This window comes from Rhizobium albus, assembly GCA_030160035.1.
Classification (GTDB): domain Bacteria; phylum Pseudomonadota; class Alphaproteobacteria; order Rhizobiales; family Rhizobiaceae; genus Georhizobium; species Georhizobium albus.
Window position 1 is genome coordinate 386263 of record BSNO01000001.1, and the last position, 20452, is coordinate 406714.

The window sequence follows — 20452 nt, forward strand, 5'->3', positions numbered from 1 at the left end:
CTTGTGGCTTCAGCCGTGATCGGTGCGCTCCGGGTCAACCTCGGAATCGATACCGCCCAATTCTCTGAGGGCCTGAGCAGCGTCCGCGCGAGCATGGCCAAGGCCGGCCGGGACATGCAGGCGTGGGGCGGCAAGCTCTCGACCTATGTGACGGCACCGATCAGTGTTGCCGGCGCTGCTGTGACGGCTGCGGTCATCACCATGGCCCGGGATGTCGAACAGCTGGAGAAGTCTGCCCAGATTTCGAACACGACGTTTGAGCAGTTCCAGCGCCTTGCCTTCGCGGCCCGGACCGTCGGTGTCGAGAGCGAGAAGCTTTCCGACATCTACAAGGACGTCAACGACCGGGTCGGCGACTTCATGTCGACCGGCGGCGGCCCCATGGCGGACTTCTTCGAGAACATCGCGCCGAAGGTTGGGGTCACGGCGGATCAGTTCGCTCGCCTGTCAGGCCCCGAAGCCCTGCAGCTCTATTACGACAGCCTGGTCAAGGCCGGTGCCAGCCAGCAGGAGATGACGTTCTATCTCGAGGCTATGGCTTCGGACACGACGGCTCTCATTCCGCTCCTGCGGGAAGGCGGCGCGGCGTTCAAGGAGCTTGGCGAAGGCGCGGCAGTGCTCACGGCAGAGGATGCGGCCAGCCTGAAGCAATACAACGACGCGATGCGTCTGCTTGGCGAATCCATCCGCGCGCTGACGATCGCCCTGGTGAACACAGGCGTGATCGAGACGCTGACAGGGATCGTGCAGAAGGTCACCGAGTGGACGATGGTCCTCTCCAAGACCAACCCCGAGATCATCAAATGGACGGCGGTCGTCGCTGGCATTGCTGCGGCGGTTGGCCCTGCAGCCATCGCGATCGGTCTGCTGGTCACGGCTCTTGCTGCGGTCTCGGCACCTGTCCTGGCATTCGCCGCGGGTATCGCGGCCGGCACAGCAGCGGCCGTCGCCTTCTGGCCTGAAATCGTCAAGATGAAGGACGCAATCGTCAACTTCATGAGTGGCGACGTGCTGGCGAAGATCACCGACATCGGCAAGCAGATTGTCCAGGGCATCGTCAACGGCATCAAGGCGGCGCCCGGTGCGGTGCGTGATGCGCTCCTGAATGTCGTTAGCGGCGCATGGAACGCGGCGAAGGACTTCCTCGGCATCCGGTCGCCCTCGCGCCTCTTCCAGGAGATGGGCGGCTATGTGGTCGAGGGCCTCGGCCAAGGCATGCAGAGCATGTCCGGTCAGGTCGAAGGGATCGCGAGCAATATCGCGTCCACTGTCTCTCAAGCCTTTCAGGGCCTGATCGATGGATCGAAGACGGTCAAGGATGTGATCAAGGATCTCCTGAGCCAGCTGTCGACCATGTGGATCAATCAGGGCTTCCAAGCGCTGCTCGGCGGCGGCATGGGCGGCGGCGGTGGAGGCGGCATCTTCGGCGGCCTGTTCTCCGGCATCGGCAAGCTGTTCGGTGGGTTCTTCGCAGACGGCGGCCGTCTCGGCGCTGGCAAGTGGGGCATCGCTGGAGAGTTCGGCCCGGAGATCATCAAGGGGCCGGCAAACGTGGTGCCTATGAGCGAGATGGTGAAGTCCGGCGAAGGCGGTGGGGGCAAGTCCGTGAACATCCACCAGACCTTCCAACTGTCGGGCGCCGTCAGCAGCGATGACGTGCAGACCATGGTTCGGCAGGGCGCCGGCCAAGCGGTCCAGTACGTCAAGGAAAGCCTTCCTGATTGGCAGTTCCAGCAGCAGACCTTTGGAAAGATCGCCTGATGCTGCGCACGCTGTACGATTGGCCGGCCTCGCTCATTCCGAGCAAGGGGATCGCGCGTTTCGTTTCCACGGTGGAGGAAGGGCGCGTCTCCCGCCGGGTCTTCGAGAACGATGCGGCCATCCCAGGCGGCCGGGTGCAGATGTCGATGGAGTTCGCCTATTGGCAGCGCACAGTCGACATCGAGGCCGTGTCATGGCTCACGTCGAAGCTGCGCGGGAACATCTTCCGCGTGCCGATCCCGCCATCAGTTCAAGTGGCGCGTAATGCGGACCTCGGCCTGGCAAGCACGGACTATCTCGCCGGAATCCCGTTCGACGGCGATGTGTTCTTCGACGAGGGAGTCGGCTTCGACTTCGAGCCCACGCTCGACACGATCGGCACGGCGCTGGAGGGCACGACCTCGGTCGTCATCGACGAGACCAGATGGCCCGGCCTGCTCCGCTACGGCAAATGGATCGGCATCGGCTTCGGCGCCTACCACATCGCGGACCTCGATCGCTCCGGCTCCACTGTCACGGTCGAGATCGAACCGCCGCTGCGCCGCGATGTGGCTGCCGGCGAATTCGTCTCGCTCCGGCCTTCGCTGATTTGCCAGGCGCGTGATGCCTCCAGCTTTGCGAGCATGTTCGAACCGGCCGACCTGATCCAGCCCGGCTCGCTGGTGCTGACGGAGGTGATCGATGAGCGCTTTTTATGAGGCGCTTGAGGCCGAGATCGAGGCGACCCGCAATAGCGATCGTCAGATCCACGTGGTCGATGCGATCTACATGGACATCGAGGGCGCCGATCCATGGCGCATGGCGGGTGTCGAGGGGACGCTGATCACGCCGGATGGCGCGCGCTGGTCCGGCTGGGTGGTCAATGGCGAGGCCAAGCTGACCCCGCCGCGGATCACCGATATTCGGGACGGCTCGTCGCCGCTCTACGAGTTCACCGTCGGCTATATCGACGAGGAGACCTATCTCCGGCTGCGGGACGACAAGGACAAGGTCAAGGGCCGGCTCCTGATCGTCTACAGCATCTATCTGTCGGGCAACTCGCTCCGGGCCAATGTGCCGCCGGGCGATGCATGGCGGCTGCGGATGAAGTCCACGCGCTTCGTGGAGAAGATCGAGAAGGACGGCGAGGGCGGCTACGTCAAGCGCTATGTCGTCTCGGTCATCGCGAAGAACATCAACGACGGCCGCTCGCGGGCTCATTTCGGCACCATGAGCGACACGGGCCAGCGGGCGCGGTCGGAGCAACTGTTCGGTATCGTCGGCGATGCCTATGGGCAGTTCATCCCGAAATACGCAGGCGGCTACACGATCAACCTGGATGCTTGAGATGCTCAGACTTTTGAAGATGTTCGTGAAGACGGAAGTCGAAAACCTCGCGATGAAGGCCCTGCGCTGGACGATCGAGGACGACAACAAGGCGGCTCACGTTGCCATGTACAATCTATGCTTTGCGCGGCTCTCTCCTGAGGACCAGAAGGCCGCCATAGAGAAAGGACAAGGTCCGATCCTTCCACTATCGCCTGAAGATGTCCGCGCTCTGATGCAACAGTCGGCCGCCGAAGCCGTCGCCGCGGTGAAGGTCAATCTTCCGATGTGGCAACAAGATATCGAGATTTACGGCCGCCCTCAGCCGCACCGGGCCGCCTGAAACCTGCCACCCATGACAATCGAAGAAGCTATCGCGGCCACGCTTGATCGGTGGGGCCGGGAGCCGTTCGCGCGCGGGTCGACCGACTGCGACATGCTCATGGCCGACTACGTCCAGATGCTCACGGGCAAGGACCCGGCTGCGGCATGGCGCGGTCGATACCATGACGATGAGGGCGCCGAAGAGTTTATCCGGCTCGCTGGTGGCAACCTCGCCCTAGTCGAGCAGGGCATGGCCTCGATAGGCCTTTCGCCTGTCAGTGAGCCGCTACGGGGCGACGTGGTCGTGGTCGATATCGGGTGCGATCAGATCACCGGGCTCTTTCTCGACCCGATGACGGCAATGAAGATGAAGCGCGGCGTTCTCCGGACCCGCAGGTTTCCAATCCTGAAGGCATGGCGATGCGTCTGAAGCTCTACAGCTATCTGCTGGCAGGGACGACCGTGCTGTGGCCTGTGCAGGCGCATGCCGGGATTATCGAATTCGCCATCGTGTCGCTCACGGCATCGCTTCAGAGCGCGATAGGCGTGGGCGCGGCGAGCCTGCTGATTGGAGCTGCAAAGCTTGTGGCAGGCGTCGCCCTGTCGGCTCTGGCTTCGTCGTTGCTAACGGATCGGCCATCGGCGCCGCCGCAAGAGGTCCAGGCGAACTTCGCGCTCGAAGTGCCGGATCGATACATGGCCTATGGCGCCAACCGTATCGGCGGCAACCTTGCACTTGCCGAGCAGAAGGGCGGCCAACTGTCGAAGCTGATCGCTCACTGCGACAGCGAGGTCACATCGAACATTCGGTATTATCTGAACGATATCCGGGTGGTGCTGAACGGCAGCAATCAGGTCATCTCGACGGAATATCTGGTCGACGACGAGTTCCCGGTCATCACGATCGAGAGCCGGGCAGGGACGATCACTCAGCCGGCCATGGCTACGCTGGTCGCGCGCTTCGACGAATGGACGACTGACCATAAGGGCGCCGGCATCGCGGACACGCTGATGACCATCGCGGCGATGAAGAAGGAGCTTCGGCCCCAGGTCTACCGGCACCGCGGCATCATCGGCATCGGCGAGCCTGATCTGACACGCCTGGCCTACTGGGGCCGGGTCTATGATCCGCGGCTCGACAGCACGCGGCCGGGCGGCTCGGGCTCTCAACGGGTCACGAACCCAGCCACATGGGGTCCGGCGATGGGCAACCTGGCCCTCATGATCGCGACGCACCGGATCGACCCTGAGCGCTTCGCAATGGATCCGGAAGACGTCAACTGGGAGAACATCGCCCAGCAGGCCACCTACTGCGACGAGTTCGTTGTCGATCGCTACGGCGCGAACGTCCGGCGCTATCACGGCGGCGTCGTCATCAACAAGGCGCAGGAATCGAACATCGCGTCGGAAGACAAGATGCTGGCTGCCTGCGACGGCATCCGGTTTGAAGATGAGGAAGGCCGCTTCGGCATTCATGTCGGCCGCTATTACGAGCCGACCCTGATCCTTGGCGACGAAGATATCTTCGAAATCGCCTCATCTGAGAGCGACGACGGCGAGACGGTCTTCACCCATCTCTATGCGAAATACACCGAGCCGGAGTTCGACTATAAGGCGACCGCCTCGGCGCCATGGATCAACACGGATATCTGGTCCGAAGGCGACAAGATCACGAGCAAGGAAGTCGAGCTCTATGTCGCGCAGCATCACAATCACGCTGTCAGGCTTCTGAAGGCTGCCGGCAAACGATCCAGTGCCTCGCTCCGGCTGCAGCTGCTTGCAGGTCTACGGGCCAAGCGGGCGCGGGTAGAGCGGTTCATTCGCCTGGACTTGGCCGATGAGACCCTGTCGGGCGTCTACGAGCTGCTGAGCTTCGAGCGGAGCAACGATCGCCTCACGGTGCCACTGGGCCTGCTGAGGCTCGAAGGCGACCCGTGGAGCCTGGAAGATGGCGAGGAAGGATCGCGGCCGAACTTCTCCACGGCGATCGAGATTGACCCAAACATTCCGAACATTGCCGAAGGCAATATGGTGATCACGCTGCTGTCGATCGGGACCGGCGCGGCGCGCCTGATTGCTGACTTCCCGGCGCCGACCCGTGAGGATTGGACGGTCGAGATCCAGCATCGCAGTGTCGGCGCTTCGGGTTGGGAGAATTTCGACGTCGACACTCAAGACGGCACGGGTGCATCCGGCGCCGTGGCCGAGGGCGACACGCAAGAGGTTCGCTGGAGGGTCGTGGGCCTGTCCGGAAAGTCGTCGGGCTACTCGGCTATCCGCACGGTCAATGTGATCACGAACCCGACACCGCCGGCTCCAGTGGTCGATCTGGACAGCGTCATCGACGGGTCCGATGTGATCCTGACATGGCGCGCCGCGAATGACGTAAACTATCGATCCTCGCGGGTCTTCCGTGGGTCGACCACGGTCTTCGGCGCCGCAACCGAGATCGCAGGCCCGCTCTTCGGGGTGGCCAACCAGACGGTGACATATACGGACACGCCGGCGTCTGGGACGTGGAGCTATTGGATCGTGGCCTACAACCAGAGCAACATCGCATCCACGCCCACCGGGCCGGAGACGGTGACTATATGAGCGGCCGCGGGATCCATGACTTCCGCCGCTTCATGCGCATGCAGGCGGAGAGCGAAGCGCGCGCCACGATGGCGATCGAGGCTGTCCGGTCAGACCTGTCGAATGCTGTCGCTGCTCTCAAGGTTGCGCAAGACGCGCTGGCCACACGGCGGCAGGCTATCGAATTGGGCGATGCTTCGGTCACGGTTGGGTCCACACTCTCGATCACCACGGCCGGCGCCAAGCGCTTCGTCATCCCATTCGCCGGGGTTCGGCCGACCGATGTGCTCTCTGCGCGCCCGCTGATCTATCTGCCGGACGGCTACGGCCTGCCGCAAGTGACGTGCCGGAATGCCGGCCAACTCGAAGTCCGCATCGCTGTCCCGACCATAGCGCTCGGAACGCAGGTCCAAGTTTCGATGGCGATCACCGCCCTCCGCTGAATTCTCGAAAATCTGAGGTAATGCAATGGCTCTGCCTATTCGGCAAATCCTAGGCGGTAACCCGTATCGCGACGAGTACAAGCCGAAGAAGCGCGAGCTTCTGGAATGGCTTGAGACCGTCCTTGGCAATCAGACGGGTGCCAACGCTGGAGCCTTGATCGTTCCGAGCAAGACGGCGCTCGATGCTCTGAGCCCGGCCGCGAACACGATGGCTTGGGTGATCGGGGATCCGAACCCGAACCTCGATGGCGTCTACCAGCGATCCGGCTCGACGTGGGTAAAGCGCGGCCCGCTCCCGTACAACATCGTCTATCTGAACGACGATGGCGGCACGGCGAATGCGATCGAAGTGACCACGGCGTTCGGCTTGCCGTCTGCTGCCTTTGGCGTGCTGATGCTTCTGGAAATCCAGGAGGCCAACACCGGCGCCGTCACGCTTTCGATCAATGGTGCCACGGCCAAGCCGCTCCGCCTGAGCAATGGCGACGCGATTGATGCGGGATACCTGCAGCCGGGCATGACGCTGCTCCTGAGCGACGCCGGCGCCGAATATCGACTACTGACCTATGGCGACGTCGAAGCCGCTGTGGAGGCCGCCTATGAGCAGATCAGGGACGCTCTTGTCGAAGGCCTGACGGTCATCACGGCTGACCATGACCTCGGCCGGTACGAGCGCGGCGTCTCGCTTCGCTCCGATGCCACTGAGAGCGTGCTGGTCACGATCGATGACGACTGGCCGGTCGGTCGCGAAGTCATCCTCGAGAACCTCACGCCGACGCAGGACAACGAAGAAGACGAGATCCTTCTGAACGTCACTGTGCTTGGCGGCGAGAAGATCGACGGCACGGACGAAGATAACATCGGCTATATCCGCCCGCGGTCGCGCCATCGTCTGATCAAGACGCGCGAAGCATCCGGAGGCGATCCTGCGCTGTGGGAAGTCTCGATTCCGGAGACGGCTTATTTCTTCGATGCCGAGCTGTACCCGATCCAGATCGCGACGTTTGCCGAGGCGGACACCTTCTCCATCCCGGAATATGTGACGAGGGTCTACGTCAACGACATCGGCATGAATTTCGCGCGCAAGCCCGGTGAGCCCGCGTCCGGCCTCAAGTTCCTGAACAACGGCCAATGGTGGGGCGCCGACGAGGAAATCGTCTATCCCCGCAACTTCGGGGAAACGGCCGAGAGCCCGCGCCTGTCGCTTGGCGGCGATGAGTACACCTTGCTTGAGGGCGACTATTCCGACGAGCAGGCCGCTGACGACTACGGTGCGTTCGCTGCCGGCTATGATGCGCCCTATGTCCAGGCGGCGTGGTATCGCACCTCGTCGGATGCGCTGCCGGAGCGCCGCTTCGGGATCATGCGCGGGGTGACTGCCGATCAGTCTACTCGCTATCAGGACTTCTTCGACGCGGCTTTTGAGACCGGACGTCCAATGGAGGCCGCGCCTGGTGTGTGCCGGATCGAAGCGCCGCTCATCATGTATCACCCGACCAAGTTCACCGGCGGCGGCACTGGTCTCAGCGTCATGCAGTTCGGAGACTTCGGCGGGTTCGCAGGCGAAGACGGCATCACGATCAGCGTGCCCAGCGATGCGCGATACAAGTCCGAAAGCCGGATCAGCGGCATGGACCTGCTGGCGCTCGGTGGAAATGGTCGATCCGCGATCAAGACGCCGGTCAATGCTGGCGGCACCGGCAACACGCTTTTCAACACGGTTCGCCCGAAGTTTACCTTCGACAACCTGACAATCGGCGGTGCGGTGCGGCGGGCGGCGGGCGCGAACATGCACACCGTGCACGGCTGGGCGAACTGCATTCATTCAGGCGAGAGCGCGGACAGCCTGTTCGAAAACCTCTCGTTCATGCAGCCCTTCCTCGCGACGGATGATCCTGGCATCTGGGCCAACAAGGATGTGACGCATGGCATTTTCCTTCAGGCGGGCGCGGCCGATGCGTCAGGCGGTCCGATCTACAAGCCGCTGATCAACAATTGCAGCGGTCATGGGAACGGTCGCTCGATCCGCATGGAAGGGCTTGTCTCGGTGCCGCGCGTCGCCGAATGCGAGTTTTTCGCGAATGGCTGGGGCGGCGTCTATTCGGAGAGCCCGCTTTCGACTGGTGGCCTCCCATCGGCACCATCGGAATTGACGATCGAGCATTGCCAGTTCAACGGCATCTACGGCGGATCGAAGTTCAAGGCTCTGGACTATGCCGATATCTCCGACGTTCGCTGCACGGACACGAGCTTCGGCGCCGGCACGGTCGACTATTCCGGCGATTGGTTCGGGCTTCAGATCACGGATGAGGTGCCGCAGATCGACATCAACGGCTTCCGTGCATATGCGGCGCGCGTCTCGGCGACCAGCCAGCACACGGGTATCCGGATTACTGGTCGTAGCAGTGGTGGTGGCGAGCCGTCGGTCATCAACGTGACCGACTTCTTCTGGCAAAACCGTACTTCGGGTGAGGCCTACTTCGACAAGGCGATCCACCTGACCAACGTCTCGACCCACAATCTTGTGGCGGCATGGGGCAAGGGCAACATCGGCGACCTGCTGTTCGTGGATGGTGCGGTCGACACCTCGCCTCGCATAAACGTCCTGGCACAAAAGATCGGAGCCATCACTCGCAAGGTCGCGGCGCTGAATACAGGCCTTTCTAACGTCAATCTCCGCTATTTGGGCGAAGCCAGGTACAAGAGCGTGGACCCTGGCACTGTCGCGATCACCACAACCGGCTCAGAAGACCTTATCGTCAACCAGTCTAACCAAGTGCTTCGCCGCTCGATGAACGTGAACGCTGTTCACACGATGAACTTCCTGGCCACCAACGCGGAGGAAGGTGACAACTTCCATATCCACCTTTCCATGCTGGCCGGCGCGCCCGGAACGGCCGGTGTCGTGTTTCGCGACAACGCAGGTGTTACACAGCTGACCATCAACGGGAGCGGCGCTGTCGCGCGCTACTTTATCGAGATGGTCTACACTGCAGCGCCAAGTGTATGGCGCGTCATCAAGGCCGGCCCCAGCTTGCAATGAACCCGCAGGATTGCTCTTAGAAGCGGCAGCGTTCACTATAGAGCAACCGGGGCGGGAGGCGGGGCATGACTGACGAAGTGGAAAAGGTTTTGGAAGGTAAGCATGGATGGCTCTTTCTGAACAACGACACGAACCGCGTTATCAGCCAAATCACCGGGCAGTTTCACGATTTCGACGCCGCTTCTGTTGAGGCGCTTCGCAGCACGATTGCGGAGCGCGCGGCCTGCATCCCGGCGCCCTATGTGTTCGCAGTCGCTCCGAACAAGGAATGCGTCTATGCGGACATGCTGCCGGACGGCATCGGCCTTTCAGAGCATCGGCCGATCCGGCAACTGATGGGCGTTGTCGACGACATCGTCTACCCGCTTGAGCGCATGACAAGGAGCGACCTGCGCCCCGATCTTTATCAGAAGACGGACACGCACTGGAACGCGCAAGGCGCCTTCCTCTTCGCCGAGGCGGTCCTTCGCCGCGCGTCTGAAATGGGTGCGCCTGTAGAGGTGCCATCGCTGTTCGATGTGTCGTGGTCGGACAAAGGCCTTTCACCGGGCGATCTGGGATCGAAGCTTTCGCCGCAGAGGACGTCCACATCCTACGAATCCCGCTTCGATGGGCTGTCGTTCTTTCTCGACTACGACAACGGCATCAACAATCGCGGGCTTGCCCGAGTCTACACGTCCGACAAGCCGCTGCCGACCACGGCCATCATGTTCTGCGACTCCTTCGGGTTCTTCTATCTCGCGCGAATCCTTGCCCGGTACATCGGCAAGGTGATCTGCGTCCGGCAAGCCAGCGTCGATATCGACATGGTCAACCGGGTGCAGCCTGACCTGGTTATCACAGAGATTGTCGAGCGGTTCCTGGTCCATCGCCCTCGGGCATTCGAGCGGCTGGAAGACGTGATCGCCGGCAAGATCGCCGAAGGGCTCGTGAGCCCGGCTGAGCTGGCCAAGATGAAAGCCGCCGGCCCGGACCGCTTCGGCATTATGCCAGAAAGTACCTATCGGCATCTGACGGCCTTGGCCGCCTAAGCCAACCACCGAACATCGCAATCCATCAGAACGCTGCCGGGCGACCGGTGGCGCCCTTTCGCATGGTCAATCGGAGCATCACATGCCCACACCTCTTGGATCCGCTCCCAGCGTCAACCGGCTTGGATCGGCGGCCTTCCGCAATGCAAGTTCCTTTGTCGACGGGCGGCTTGTCATTTCGCCATACCAGTTCGGCGGCAAGGGCGATGGCCTTCAGGACGACACCGGCGCGATCCGTGCGGCTGTGGCTCGATTTCGCGAGATCATGCTCGCTAGCACTGCTCAGACGGCGCCTGTCGCTCTGGTCTTCTCCGGTGGCCGGTGGAGGCACACCGACACCATCGACATCACCAAGATAGTCGGTTGGAACTGGCAGATTGAAGGCGGGAAATTCCTGGGAGAGTGCACCGGCAAGCCAATGTTCGACCTATGCGGCTCACGAGGCTATCAGATGCAGGGCGTGGGCTTCGTCGGCGACCGAGATAACCGTCCCCGGTGTGCCTGGCAGGCAGCTCGACTTGATGAGAGCCAGTTTTGCGACAATGTCGCTTTCGCGGATTGTTCGTCTGTCGGGTATTTCTCCGACACTGTGTTCCATGCCTATGGTCAAGAGACCGCGAACCATCACCACTGCTCCTGGTACAACTACGACCATGAGGCTCGCGTCGGGATCATTGAAGGGTTTAGCGCCAATCCCTTCACGTCCGAGTTCGGCACAGTCATTGAAGGCGCCACCAGCAACATCAATATCGCTCTGACCGGCGTCACCGATCTGCGATACCTGCCGGCCGGCGATCAGTTCAAAATCACCGGAGTTACGAACGCGGCGAACGCTGTCTTCACCTTGCCAGGGCATGAGTTTCAGGCCGGGGATCAGTGCGTATTTGCCTATGTTGAGGGTATGCCCGATCTTTCGACATCAATCGCGAACATCCTTTCGGTTACCGCTACGACGATTACGACGGACATCAACACGACCACGCTCGGCACATATGGCGGCGGCGGCGTCGCGATCCGCCGGCAGACCAAGAGCCCGCTTTACATCGCCCGTGCGGAAGGCGTGAACATCGACGACATCTACACTGTGGCCTACGGGAAGCCGCAAATCGAACTTGGCTTCCCGGACGTGACGGCGCCTCGCATGGACATGATCAGCGGACGGAATGTGCTCTTCGAAGGATCAGGCAATCAGCACAACGTCTTCGTCGACAACGATTTGGTGCCGGTGGCTGATTTGCTCGGCTTCGAGATGACGACATACAACGCTAATGCGACTGAGAGCTTGCTCGGCTGCGGCAATAATGCCGTCTCGGTCTACGCACCCGATATTCGTGCATTCGACATGAAGTGGGACGCGCCGCTCGTTGACGGGCCTGTGGCGGGCGCCAACCAGTGGGCCATGTACGGAGCGAAAATCGTTTATCCAACGCTCGCGCTCACGCGATATGATGTGATGGAAGATTTCAACGGCGACATCACTCAAGTCTCAGACGGCGAGAGCTTTACCATCAACAAGACGTCGCTCTGACCATGGCCCCGCCCAAAGGCGCCGCCCCGCTCCTCAATCTTATCCGATCGGACCAGCTGAAGCACGATGAAGTGCAGGCGCTGCTCGAAGCCGACCCGCTCTTCGCTCGCTGGTATCGGCTGAACGCCGGCCGGTAGCCCATCCGACAATCTGGAGAACACAATGACCGCAGTCTTGCGAGACGGCGCGCTTTGGCATGTCGATGCCGAGGTCGCGCTGGAGGTCGCTGCGCATGAGGCGCTGATCCGACAGACCTATCGGGATTCGGTCGGCGTGCTCACCTGGTGCGTGGGCATGACCAACGCCACCGGTCACACGGTCGAGCGCTATATCGGCAAGCCCCAGACCCTTCAGCACTGCATGAACATCTATGCATGGGCGCTGGAGAACTATGCCGACGGCGTCCGCGAGGCTTTCAAGGGCCTGAAGATCACGAAGGGCCAGTTTGCCGCGGCGTTGTCCTTCCACTGGAACACCGGCGCCATCAAGAGCGCGACGTGGGTGCGGCACTTCCGGGCCGGTGATACGGCAGCCGCCTGCAAGGCCATCATGAACTGGAAGACGCCGCCGGAGATCGAGGGCCGCCGCAAGAAAGAGCGTGCCCTGTTTTTCGATGGCGTCTGGTCGAACAACGGCACGATGACCGAATTCACCCGCCTCACGTCCCGCATGACGCCTGACTGGAGCAGCGGCAAGCGGATCAACGTTTCGGCCGAACTCGCCAAGGCCTTCGCCGGAACGATCAAGCCGCCGGTTCTCGATACCGCGCCGAAGCCGGACAACAAGCCGCTCGCGCCGACGCTCACTCCCAAGCCGGAGCCCATCAATGCGCCTGATCCTGACCCTGTGCCTAGCGCTCCTGTTCCAGACGGGCAGGGCGACAGGCAGACCCTTGCAAGCCTTATCGCGGCTCTGTTCCGCGCGATCTTTCGGAGGACGTAAGAGATGATCCCTGCACCTGTGATCCGCATCATCCTCCGGGTGATCGCCGGCATCATGATCGGCTATGGCCTTCCGAAGGACTGGGCCGACCAGATCGTGACTGACCCCGACGCGCTGTTCGTCGCCGAGACGATCGTCGGTGCGCTGCTATGGGCTGCGACCGAGGCCTTCTACATCATGGCCAAGCGCTTCGGGTGGAAGACATGAGCGCCGGCTTGACTGTGCTGGTGCTCTGCGGCCTCTCCCTTCTGGCTGTCGTCGTTGGCCTCTGGATCCGCGAGAAGAGCAAGCCCGATTATCTCGATGACGAATACCATTGGCGGGGGCCGCTATGATCCCAAGGGTCACAGACTTCATCCGCCTCATCCCAGGGGCAATCATTGGCGCGCTTCTGATGCTCACCGTCTCCAAGGCCATCCTCCAGCCTCAAGCGCACGAGCGAGGCCGAGAGGCTGAAAGAGCCGCCGCGTTAGAACGGTCAATGGACCTCATTAGAAAAAGGAGCGCGACCAATGACAAGATCGGTCGCATGTCGGATGGCGAGCTGTGTTCTGCTCTTGGCGGTCGCTGGGTGCCAGACGAAGCCGTCTGCGAATGACGGGGCGGGCTTCAGCGCGTTGACGCCTTCCCCAGCTACTCGGTCTTTCATCATCACGAATGATCGGCCGTTCGCCGAGCAGGTGGCCAGTCACAACGCCACTTGCCGGTATCTACCAGCCTGCAGCCAGTAGACGGGGGCGTCGTGAGCGGGGCAGAAAAGAGATGGAAGATGATCCTCCTACACGTCCAGCGTAGCTTGAAGGACTCGGTCTATGCCCGAGGCACCGAATGGCTCCTGGCAATCGCACTGATGATGTGGGGCCCGATCCTCTGGAATAATCCGGAACTGTTCGCGCTCCCGCAATACAGCCAGTTCGAATCGCTCATGAACCAGTCGACATGGGCATGGACTTGCTTTCTGCTGGGCACCGGCCGGATCGGTGTCCTGCTCTGGAATGGCGCCTACCGGAGAACCCCGCACATGAGGGTGCTCCTTTCATTGGTCAGCATGATCTTCTGGTATCAGATATCCGTGTCGTTCTGGATGTCGAACATGATCACGGCCACGTCACCGTCCACCTGGCTCGCGGCCTGGCCTGTCTTCTGCATGTTCGAATTCATCAACATCGGCAGGGCAGCGAGGGACGCAAAGATTGCTGACGAGGCTGCTTAGACATGGAAGCTACCGATCCGTGGACTGCCTTGGGCGCAGTCATCGCCGGCGTGCTGATCGCCACAGTCACCTATCTGAAGACCTCGGGTCGTAAGCAAACCGATCCGCATGAGGCCACGGCCGGCCTGTTCATCGATCGCGAGACGATGCGGAAGATATCGGAGAACCTTGAGCGGATCGCCGATGCGGCCGAGCTCTTGGCCGATCGGAAACAAGACCATATGAGCGAGACGATCGACAAGATCCTGAAGACGATGGAAATGGCGGAGACGAGGAAGCCGACACGCCGGCCGCCTTAGCGCCTACCGATCAGTTCAGAAAATCAACAAGCCCCCGGGTCGCCTTCATTGGTGGCTCGGGGGCTTTTTCTGCGTTCTACCGGCCGCACCAGATATTGCCCTCATTGGGCCAGCGCTGGGCAAGGCCATCGGCGATCAGGACTTCGCCGGCGTCTCGGCCATCAGCCAAGCGGATCGTGGCGAGTTCTCGCCCATAGCGCCCGGATCGATCCAGCCACTGGATCTCATAGCCGCCGGCCATCAACTCCCGCAGCCGATCGGTAGCCATGTGGCCCAGCACTCGCTCCCGCTCGCATTCCGGCCGGCTGATCTCGGGCGTGTCGATCCCCTCATATCTCCAGTTGCGCCCGCCTTCCCATCCGGTATCGCCATCGACGAGGCAGGTCAGCCCGCGCTCAGCACGATTCGGCCCAGTGCAGTCGGGCAAGGTCATCAACATGGCGATCATCAGGGCTTCAAGCATTGGGCTTCCTCTTTCTGTCTTCGGTCTTATGTTCGCGTCGATGAGCGATAAACCCAAATCCTCCGCACCTGGAACGATCGGCTGGCTGATCGACAATCATATGTGCCTCACCGTCTACTGCAATGATCTGGATTGCCAGCATCGCGCGGAGCCCGATCTCCAGAAGCTGGCCGACAGGCTTGGACGCGAACATAGCTATCTGCTTCCCAAGCTCGGGCCAAAGCTGAAGTGCTCGGCATGTGGCGGCAAGAATATCCTGATCCAGGTGACGCCCGGCGGGACGATGGGCTATCGGGGGTGAACGCGGCGGGAACAGGCTGTGCCAGATGTGTGCCACAGGACTGTGCCAATGCCTGCATGGCGGTGCACATTTGTTCCGGGCCCGGCTGGGGCCGTATCTCTCGGAACGCCTGATTTCCTAGGGGGTGGCTGGTGCTGCGAGAGAGGATTGAACTCTCGACCTCTCCCTTACCAAGGGAGTGCTCTACCACTGAGCTACCGCAGCTTGATGGCCGGCGCGGGCTTGCCGCGGGCAGGGGCCTATTGCCATAGGTTCAGCGGGAGTGCAAGCCGCATCTCGCATCGTTTGAACGGGCGATGCCGATGGCCGTATTGGCACGACACAGGCTTTGATTGCATGGTGGGATCGGCTAAAGCGACGTGATCATGAGCGATGAAATGGGCAAGAGCGACAGCGGCCAGAGCGACATTGGCGAGCGGGTCCTTGGCGGAAGCGATGAGGCCGGCTCGATCGGAACGACGTTGAGCGGCGCGACGCCCAAGGATGCAGGCGGGGCCGCGGCGCGCGATGCGACTGGCAACACGCAATCGCCTAAACCAGACGCGGCCACGGCGCCAAAGGCGGTCAGTGCGGCCGAGCGTAAGAAAGAGCGGCTGGCCGCAGCGCTTCGCGACAATCTCAAGCGCCGCAAGGCGCAGACGCGCGGGCGTCGCGCTATGGGCGACGGTGCGGACGACAGCGGCAGTTCCTGAGCGTCCTGGCGCTCGGCGAACCGGCCGCGGCGTACTCCGGGAGCGGTTTTTGTGCGGCATGCCCGCTTGGCGCCCTGTGGATGGTGCGAATCAGTCTTGATATCCGCATAATTGATCTCTAGCGCGCCTGTGGGCATCGAAGATGCGGTTCATGGATGGCGCTGGAGATTGCCACCGTGCGGCTGCATCTCATCATGCGCGTCACGCCGCTCTTGCGGTGCCGGCGCGCAGATCTGAATTCAATCGGTCGCAACGATGCGACGGGCAGCCCGCGAATGGGTTTTGTCGATCACCAGGAGAGGGCGGACTGTCGTCCGCATAGCAAGCGCATGGATCGTATCAAAGTCATCGGCGGCAACCCTCTTTCGGGCATCATCCCGATTTCCGGCGCCAAGAACGCGGCGCTGCCCCTGATGATCGCCTCGCTCCTCACCGACGACACGCTCACGCTCGAAAACGTGCCGCATCTGGCGGATGTCGAGCAGCTTGTGCGCATTCTCGGCAATCACGGCGTCGACATCACGGTCAACGGCCGGCGCGAGCGCCAAGGCGAAAGCTATGCCCGCACCGTGCACTTCACGGCGCGCAACATCGTCGACACGACCGCGCCCTATGAACTGGTGTCGAAGATGCGGGCGAGCTTCTGGGTGATCGGCCCGCTTCTGGCGCGCATGGGCGAAGCGCGGGTTTCGCTCCCTGGTGGCTGCGCCATCGGCACGCGTCCGGTGGATCTCTTCCTCGAAGGCCTCGCGGCGCTCGGCGTCGAGATCGAAATCGATGGCGGCTATGTGAACGCCAAGGCGCCGAAGGGCATCGTCGGCGGGCGCTACGTGTTCCCGAAGGTCTCGGTCGGTGCGACGCATGTGCTGATGATGGCGGCGACGCTCGGCAAAGGCGTCACCGAGATCGAGAACGCGGCACGCGAACCGGAAGTCGCCGATCTCGCCAAGTGCCTGAACGCCATGGGCGCGAAAATCTCAGGCGCCGGCACCTCGACGATCACGATCGAGGGCGTCGCCTCGCTTTCGGGGGCACGCCACCGGGTGCTTCCGGACCGCATCGAGACGGGCACCTATGCGATGGCCGTCGCCATGACTGGTGGCGATGTCGTTCTCGAAAATACCGATATCAACCTGCTGCGCTCGGCGATGGACGCTCTTCAATCCGCCGGCGCGGAGATCAGCGAAACGGAAAGCGGCATCCGCGTCGTGCGCAATGGATCGGGGATCGCGCCCGTTGATGTGACGACCGATCCGTTTCCGGGCTTTCCGACCGACCTCCAGGCCCAGTTCATGGGGCTGATGACGATGGCCAAAGGCGAGTCGCGGATCACCGAGACGATCTTCGAGAACCGGTTCATGCATGTGCAAGAACTCGCGCGGCTTGGTGCGCGCATATCGCTTTCGGGCCAGACCGCCACGGTCAGCGGCGTCGACCGGCTGAAGGGCGCGCAGGTGATGGCCACGGATCTGCGGGCATCGGTGTCGCTCGTGATCGCCGGGCTTGCGGCCGAAGGCGAGACGGTCGTCAACCGCGTCTACCATCTGGATCGTGGGTTTGAGCGGCTCGAGGAAAAGCTCACAAATTGCGGCGCGCAGGTCGAGCGCATCTCGGGCTGATCGGCCCGGGTGCGGTAATCACGCTGTCGCCGTTGCGAAACCGGATGGGCGTGCTTATGTTGCGCTGCACAATGAAATGCGAGCACGGCCGCTCGCGTGGCATGGACCGCAGCGGATCGACCGCATTGCGCATCGGCGCCGTCTCCAAGAGAATGCAGTGATGGATCTGATCAAACTCATAGCCCTCGACAGCGAAGACCTCGACGTTCTTTCCGCGCATATGCAGGACGCCGTGCTGAAAGTAGGCGACATGAGCTATGACGCCAAGAGCCGGCAGTTCGTGCTCGGGGCCAACCGGTTCGTCTGGGAAGTCGCACAGGGCAAGCGGCAGAAGAGCTTCGAGCGCCGGCGCGCGGCGATGCATTTCGATCGTGTGCTTGGCGTGCGCTCCAGGGGCTTCGATCGCGGTGCGCGAGAGACAGTCTTGTCGCTGCTCGCGGTTCAGTTCGTGCCCGATGTTGCGACAGAAGGACCGGGTGGAGAGATTGAACTGATCTTCGCCGACGATATTTCCGTTCAGCTCAACGTTGAATGTATCGAGGCGCAGCTTGCCGATCTTGGACCAGCATGGGAAACGCAGCGCCGACCGCGCCATCCAGAACGTGATTGAGCGCTAAAGTATCTGTGCAGGGAGCAAGCCGCTTGGCCATTCGTCTCGATCATCAGGAACCGGATTTCGAAGCACGTTTCGCGGCGTTGCTTGCAACCAAGCGCGAAGTGTCCGTCGATGTCGGCGATGCCGTCGCCAGGATCATTGCCGATGTGCGCGCGCGCGGCGATGCGGCGCTGATCGAATTGTCCAGGCAGTATGACGGTATCGATCTGCAGCATGACGGTCTGGCCGTGACTGAGGCCGAAATCGATGCGGCGATGGATCTGGTCGACGCACGCACGCTGGATGCGCTGCGGCTTGCGGCCGAGCGGATCGAGGCGCATCACCGCCGCCAGCTCCCACGCGATGATTTCTACGAGGATGCGCTTGGCGTGAAGCTCGGCTCGCGCTGGACGGCGATTGAGGCTGTGGGTCTCTACGTGCCGGGCGGCAAGGCGAGTTATCCGAGCTCCGTCTTGATGAACGCGGTTCCCGCACGGGTCGCAGGCGTCGAGCGGCTGGTCATGACCGTGCCGGCGCGGGCCGGCGCGCTCAATCCCGTCGTGCTTGCCGCTGCGCGCATTGCCGGCGTGACTGAGATCTACCGGATCGGCGGCGCGCAGGCCGTTGCGGCGCTCGCCTTCGGAACGGAAACGATCAAGCCGGTGGACAAGATCGTCGGTCCGGGCAACGCCTATGTCGCTGCAGCCAAGCGGCAGGTGTTCGGCCATGTCGGCATCGACATGATCGCCGGACCGTCGGAGGTCCTGGTGGTGGCCGACGGCGGCAACAGTGCCGATTGGCTCGCTGCCGATCTGTTGGCGCAGGCCGAGCATGACGAAGCGGCACAGTCGATCCTCATCACCGATGACGGCGAGCTGGCGGATGCCGTCGAGCGGGCCGTTCTCGCCCAGCTGACGACGTTGTCTGGCCGGGAGCGGGCGGAAGCGAGCTGGCGCGATCATGGTGCGGTCATCACCGTCGCGGAGATCAACGCTGCGCTGCCGCTGATCAACCGCATCGCCGCCGAGCATCTGGAGCTGGCGGTCGAGCGGCCGCACGATCTTCTGCCGCATATCCGCAATGCCGGCGCCGTCTTCATGGGCCGGCACACGCCGGAAGTGATCGGCGACTATGTCGGCGGGTCCAACCACGTGCTGCCGACGGCCCGTTCGGCGCGGTTCTCGTCCGGCCTCTCGGTGCTCGACTACGTCAAGCGCACGTCGGTGCTGGAGCTCGGGCCGGATCAGCTGGGCGCGCTCGGGCCGGCGGCCATCGCGCTGGCGGAAGCTGAAGGTCTCGATGCCCATGCGCGGTCTGTCTCCATCCGCATGAACATGCCGGGTTCGTGATGGGAACAAAGGGCGTCTTCCGGCTCAGCGACGTCGAACTCGACGAATCGATCGGCCGATCGACGCCCGATGTCGAGCATGAGCGCGCAGTCGCCATTTTCGACCTCGTGGAAGAGAACAGCTTCGAGCCGGTGGGACATTCGGGCGGACCATATAAGCTCAAGCTCTCGCTGGTCGACATGCGTCTCGTCTTTGCCGTGACGACGGAAAGCGGCGATCAGGTCGTGACGCACATCCTGTCGCTGACACCCTTCCGGCGGATCGTGAAGGACTATTTCATGATCTGCGAAAGCTATTACGACGCCATCCGGTCGTCGTCGCCGGGCCAGATCGAGGCGATCGACATGGGTCGTCGCGGTATCCACAATGACGGATCGCAGACGCTGATGGACCGGCTCGAAGGCAAGATCAAAGTGGATTTTCCGACAGCGCGACGCTTGTTCACCCTGATCTGCGTTCTGCACTGGCGCGGTTGATGCCACCCGCCGATACCGACACGCCCGCCGAAGAGAGGCGCGATCCGGGTTCGGTTCTCTTCGTTTGCGGCATGAATTCGATCCGCTCGCCGATGGCCGAGGCAATGGCGCGTGACATTCTCGGGCCCGGCACCTATATCGCTTCGGCGGGCGTCAGACCGGGGACGCGCGATCCGTTCGTCGATGCCGTTTTAAACGAGATCGGGCTGGATCTCGGCAAACGGCAACCGCAACTGCTCGACGATCTCGAGGATGACTTTTTCGACGTCATCGTCACGCTCGCTCCGGAGGCGCATCACCGGGCGCTGGAGCTGACGCGGACGAACGCGGTCGACGTGATCTACTGGCCGATGCCGGATCCGACGGTGGCGACCGGGACGCGCGAGCAGATCCTGGAGAGTTATCGCGATGTGCGCGACCGGATCAGGACGGCGATCATGGCGCGGTTCAGGTCCAGGCGCGACTGATCTGACCGCGGTTGGGACAAATGGCAT

24 protein-coding genes and 1 tRNA gene are annotated in these 20452 nt (G+C 62.3%); 23 read left to right on the plus strand and 2 right to left on the minus strand.

The features are described 5' to 3' along the window. Positions 1-3: 3 nt before the first annotated feature. The 16 genes from QQL76_RS01860 (at position 4) to QQL76_RS01935 (ending at position 14463) form a co-directional block, all read left to right on the plus strand. Positions 4-1761 (plus strand): phage tail protein, encoded by a 1758-nt coding sequence (locus tag QQL76_RS01860; RefSeq protein ID WP_499206142.1) that lies wholly within the window; start codon positions 4-6, stop codon positions 1759-1761. After that, positions 1761-2459 carry a hypothetical protein gene (locus QQL76_RS01865; RefSeq protein ID WP_499206143.1) on the plus strand — a complete coding sequence of 233 codons (699 nt, stop codon included), beginning with the start codon at positions 1761-1763 and terminating at the stop codon, positions 2457-2459. Before QQL76_RS01860 ends, QQL76_RS01865 begins: the two co-directional genes overlap by 1 nt. Beyond that, positions 2443-3087, plus strand: a complete 645-nt coding sequence (locus QQL76_RS01870; protein WP_499206144.1) for a hypothetical protein — start codon at positions 2443-2445, stop codon at positions 3085-3087. Before QQL76_RS01865 ends, QQL76_RS01870 begins: the two co-directional genes overlap by 17 nt. Position 3088: 1 nt before the next feature. Further along, the gene (locus QQL76_RS01875) at positions 3089-3409 is read left to right on the plus strand and encodes a hypothetical protein (RefSeq protein ID WP_499206145.1); all 321 of its coding nucleotides are present in this window, start codon (positions 3089-3091) and stop codon (positions 3407-3409) included. Between the two features lie 12 nt (positions 3410-3421). Then, on the plus strand, positions 3422-3820 hold the full coding sequence (locus QQL76_RS01880; protein WP_499206146.1) for a DUF6950 family protein: 399 nt from the start codon (positions 3422-3424) through the stop codon (positions 3818-3820). Next, positions 3811-5985 carry a phage tail protein gene (locus QQL76_RS01885; protein WP_499206147.1) on the plus strand — a complete coding sequence of 725 codons (2175 nt, stop codon included), beginning with the start codon at positions 3811-3813 and terminating at the stop codon, positions 5983-5985. The genes QQL76_RS01880 and QQL76_RS01885 overlap by 10 nt, the downstream gene beginning before the upstream one ends. After that, positions 5982-6407: a hypothetical protein gene (locus tag QQL76_RS01890; protein ID WP_499206148.1), complete on the plus strand. Its 426-nt coding sequence runs from the start codon at positions 5982-5984 to the stop codon at positions 6405-6407. Before QQL76_RS01885 ends, QQL76_RS01890 begins: the two co-directional genes overlap by 4 nt. A gap of 25 nt (positions 6408-6432) precedes the next feature. Beyond that, the gene (locus QQL76_RS01895) at positions 6433-9450 is read left to right on the plus strand and encodes a hypothetical protein (RefSeq protein ID WP_499206149.1); all 3018 of its coding nucleotides are present in this window, start codon (positions 6433-6435) and stop codon (positions 9448-9450) included. A gap of 65 nt (positions 9451-9515) precedes the next feature. Next, positions 9516-10481 carry an alginate O-acetyltransferase AlgX-related protein gene (locus QQL76_RS01900; protein ID WP_499206150.1) on the plus strand — a complete coding sequence of 322 codons (966 nt, stop codon included), beginning with the start codon at positions 9516-9518 and terminating at the stop codon, positions 10479-10481. 82 nt (positions 10482-10563) lie between these two features. Continuing rightward, the gene (locus tag QQL76_RS01905) at positions 10564-12009 is read left to right on the plus strand and encodes a hypothetical protein (protein ID WP_499206151.1); all 1446 of its coding nucleotides are present in this window, start codon (positions 10564-10566) and stop codon (positions 12007-12009) included. A gap of 2 nt (positions 12010-12011) precedes the next feature. Then, complete coding sequence (locus tag QQL76_RS01910) at positions 12012-12146, plus strand: hypothetical protein (RefSeq protein ID WP_499206152.1); 135 nt, start codon at positions 12012-12014, stop codon at positions 12144-12146. A gap of 25 nt (positions 12147-12171) precedes the next feature. Further along, complete coding sequence (locus tag QQL76_RS01915; RefSeq protein WP_499206153.1) at positions 12172-12951, plus strand: lysozyme; 780 nt, start codon at positions 12172-12174, stop codon at positions 12949-12951. A gap of 3 nt (positions 12952-12954) precedes the next feature. Next, positions 12955-13158, plus strand: a complete 204-nt coding sequence (locus QQL76_RS01920; protein ID WP_499206154.1) for a hypothetical protein — start codon at positions 12955-12957, stop codon at positions 13156-13158. Then, on the plus strand, positions 13155-13286 hold the full coding sequence (locus QQL76_RS01925) for a hypothetical protein (protein WP_499206155.1): 132 nt from the start codon (positions 13155-13157) through the stop codon (positions 13284-13286). Before QQL76_RS01920 ends, QQL76_RS01925 begins: the two co-directional genes overlap by 4 nt. A gap of 434 nt (positions 13287-13720) precedes the next feature. Continuing rightward, on the plus strand, positions 13721-14164 hold the full coding sequence (locus tag QQL76_RS01930; protein WP_499206156.1) for a hypothetical protein: 444 nt from the start codon (positions 13721-13723) through the stop codon (positions 14162-14164). A gap of 2 nt (positions 14165-14166) precedes the next feature. After that, complete coding sequence (locus tag QQL76_RS01935) at positions 14167-14463, plus strand: hypothetical protein (RefSeq protein ID WP_499206157.1); 297 nt, start codon at positions 14167-14169, stop codon at positions 14461-14463. Between the two features lie 76 nt (positions 14464-14539). Here the strand turns inward: QQL76_RS01935 and QQL76_RS01940 are convergent, their stop codons facing one another. Beyond that, positions 14540-14926 carry a thermonuclease family protein gene (locus tag QQL76_RS01940; protein WP_499206158.1) on the minus strand — a complete coding sequence of 129 codons (387 nt, stop codon included), beginning with the start codon at positions 14924-14926 and terminating at the stop codon, positions 14540-14542. On the opposite strand from QQL76_RS01940, the gene QQL76_RS01945 reads away from it, so the two are divergent. Further along, positions 14901-15227, plus strand: coding sequence for a hypothetical protein (locus tag QQL76_RS01945; RefSeq protein WP_499206159.1), 327 nt, complete (start codon positions 14901-14903; stop codon positions 15225-15227). The genes QQL76_RS01940 and QQL76_RS01945 overlap by 26 nt on opposite strands. A 129-nt stretch (positions 15228-15356) precedes the next feature. Here the strand turns inward: QQL76_RS01945 and QQL76_RS01950 are convergent. Next, positions 15357-15431 (minus strand) — tRNA-Thr (locus QQL76_RS01950). Between the two features lie 161 nt (positions 15432-15592). On the opposite strand from QQL76_RS01950, the gene QQL76_RS01955 reads away from it, so the two are divergent. The 6 genes from QQL76_RS01955 (at position 15593) to QQL76_RS01980 (ending at position 20425) form a co-directional block, all read left to right on the plus strand. Next, entirely contained in the window at positions 15593-15919 is a 327-nt protein-coding gene (locus QQL76_RS01955; protein ID WP_499206160.1) for a hypothetical protein, read from the plus strand. Between the two features lie 329 nt (positions 15920-16248). Then, on the plus strand, positions 16249-17538 hold the full coding sequence (murA, locus tag QQL76_RS01960; protein ID WP_499206161.1) for a UDP-N-acetylglucosamine 1-carboxyvinyltransferase: 1290 nt from the start codon (positions 16249-16251) through the stop codon (positions 17536-17538). Positions 17539-17698: 160 nt separating this feature from the next. Next, the gene (locus QQL76_RS01965; RefSeq protein WP_126008476.1) at positions 17699-18148 is read left to right on the plus strand and encodes a DUF2948 family protein; all 450 of its coding nucleotides are present in this window, start codon (positions 17699-17701) and stop codon (positions 18146-18148) included. 32 nt (positions 18149-18180) lie between these two features. Beyond that, complete coding sequence (hisD, locus tag QQL76_RS01970) at positions 18181-19482, plus strand: histidinol dehydrogenase (RefSeq protein WP_499206162.1); 1302 nt, start codon at positions 18181-18183, stop codon at positions 19480-19482. Beyond that, positions 19482-19958 (plus strand): UPF0262 family protein, encoded by a 477-nt coding sequence (locus tag QQL76_RS01975; RefSeq protein ID WP_404864451.1) that lies wholly within the window; start codon positions 19482-19484, stop codon positions 19956-19958. The genes hisD and QQL76_RS01975 overlap by 1 nt, the downstream gene beginning before the upstream one ends. Beyond that, positions 19958-20425, plus strand: coding sequence for an arsenate-mycothiol transferase ArsC (locus QQL76_RS01980; protein WP_404863823.1), 468 nt, complete (start codon positions 19958-19960; stop codon positions 20423-20425). The genes QQL76_RS01975 and QQL76_RS01980 overlap by 1 nt, the downstream gene beginning before the upstream one ends. Positions 20426-20452 lie beyond the last annotated feature (27 nt).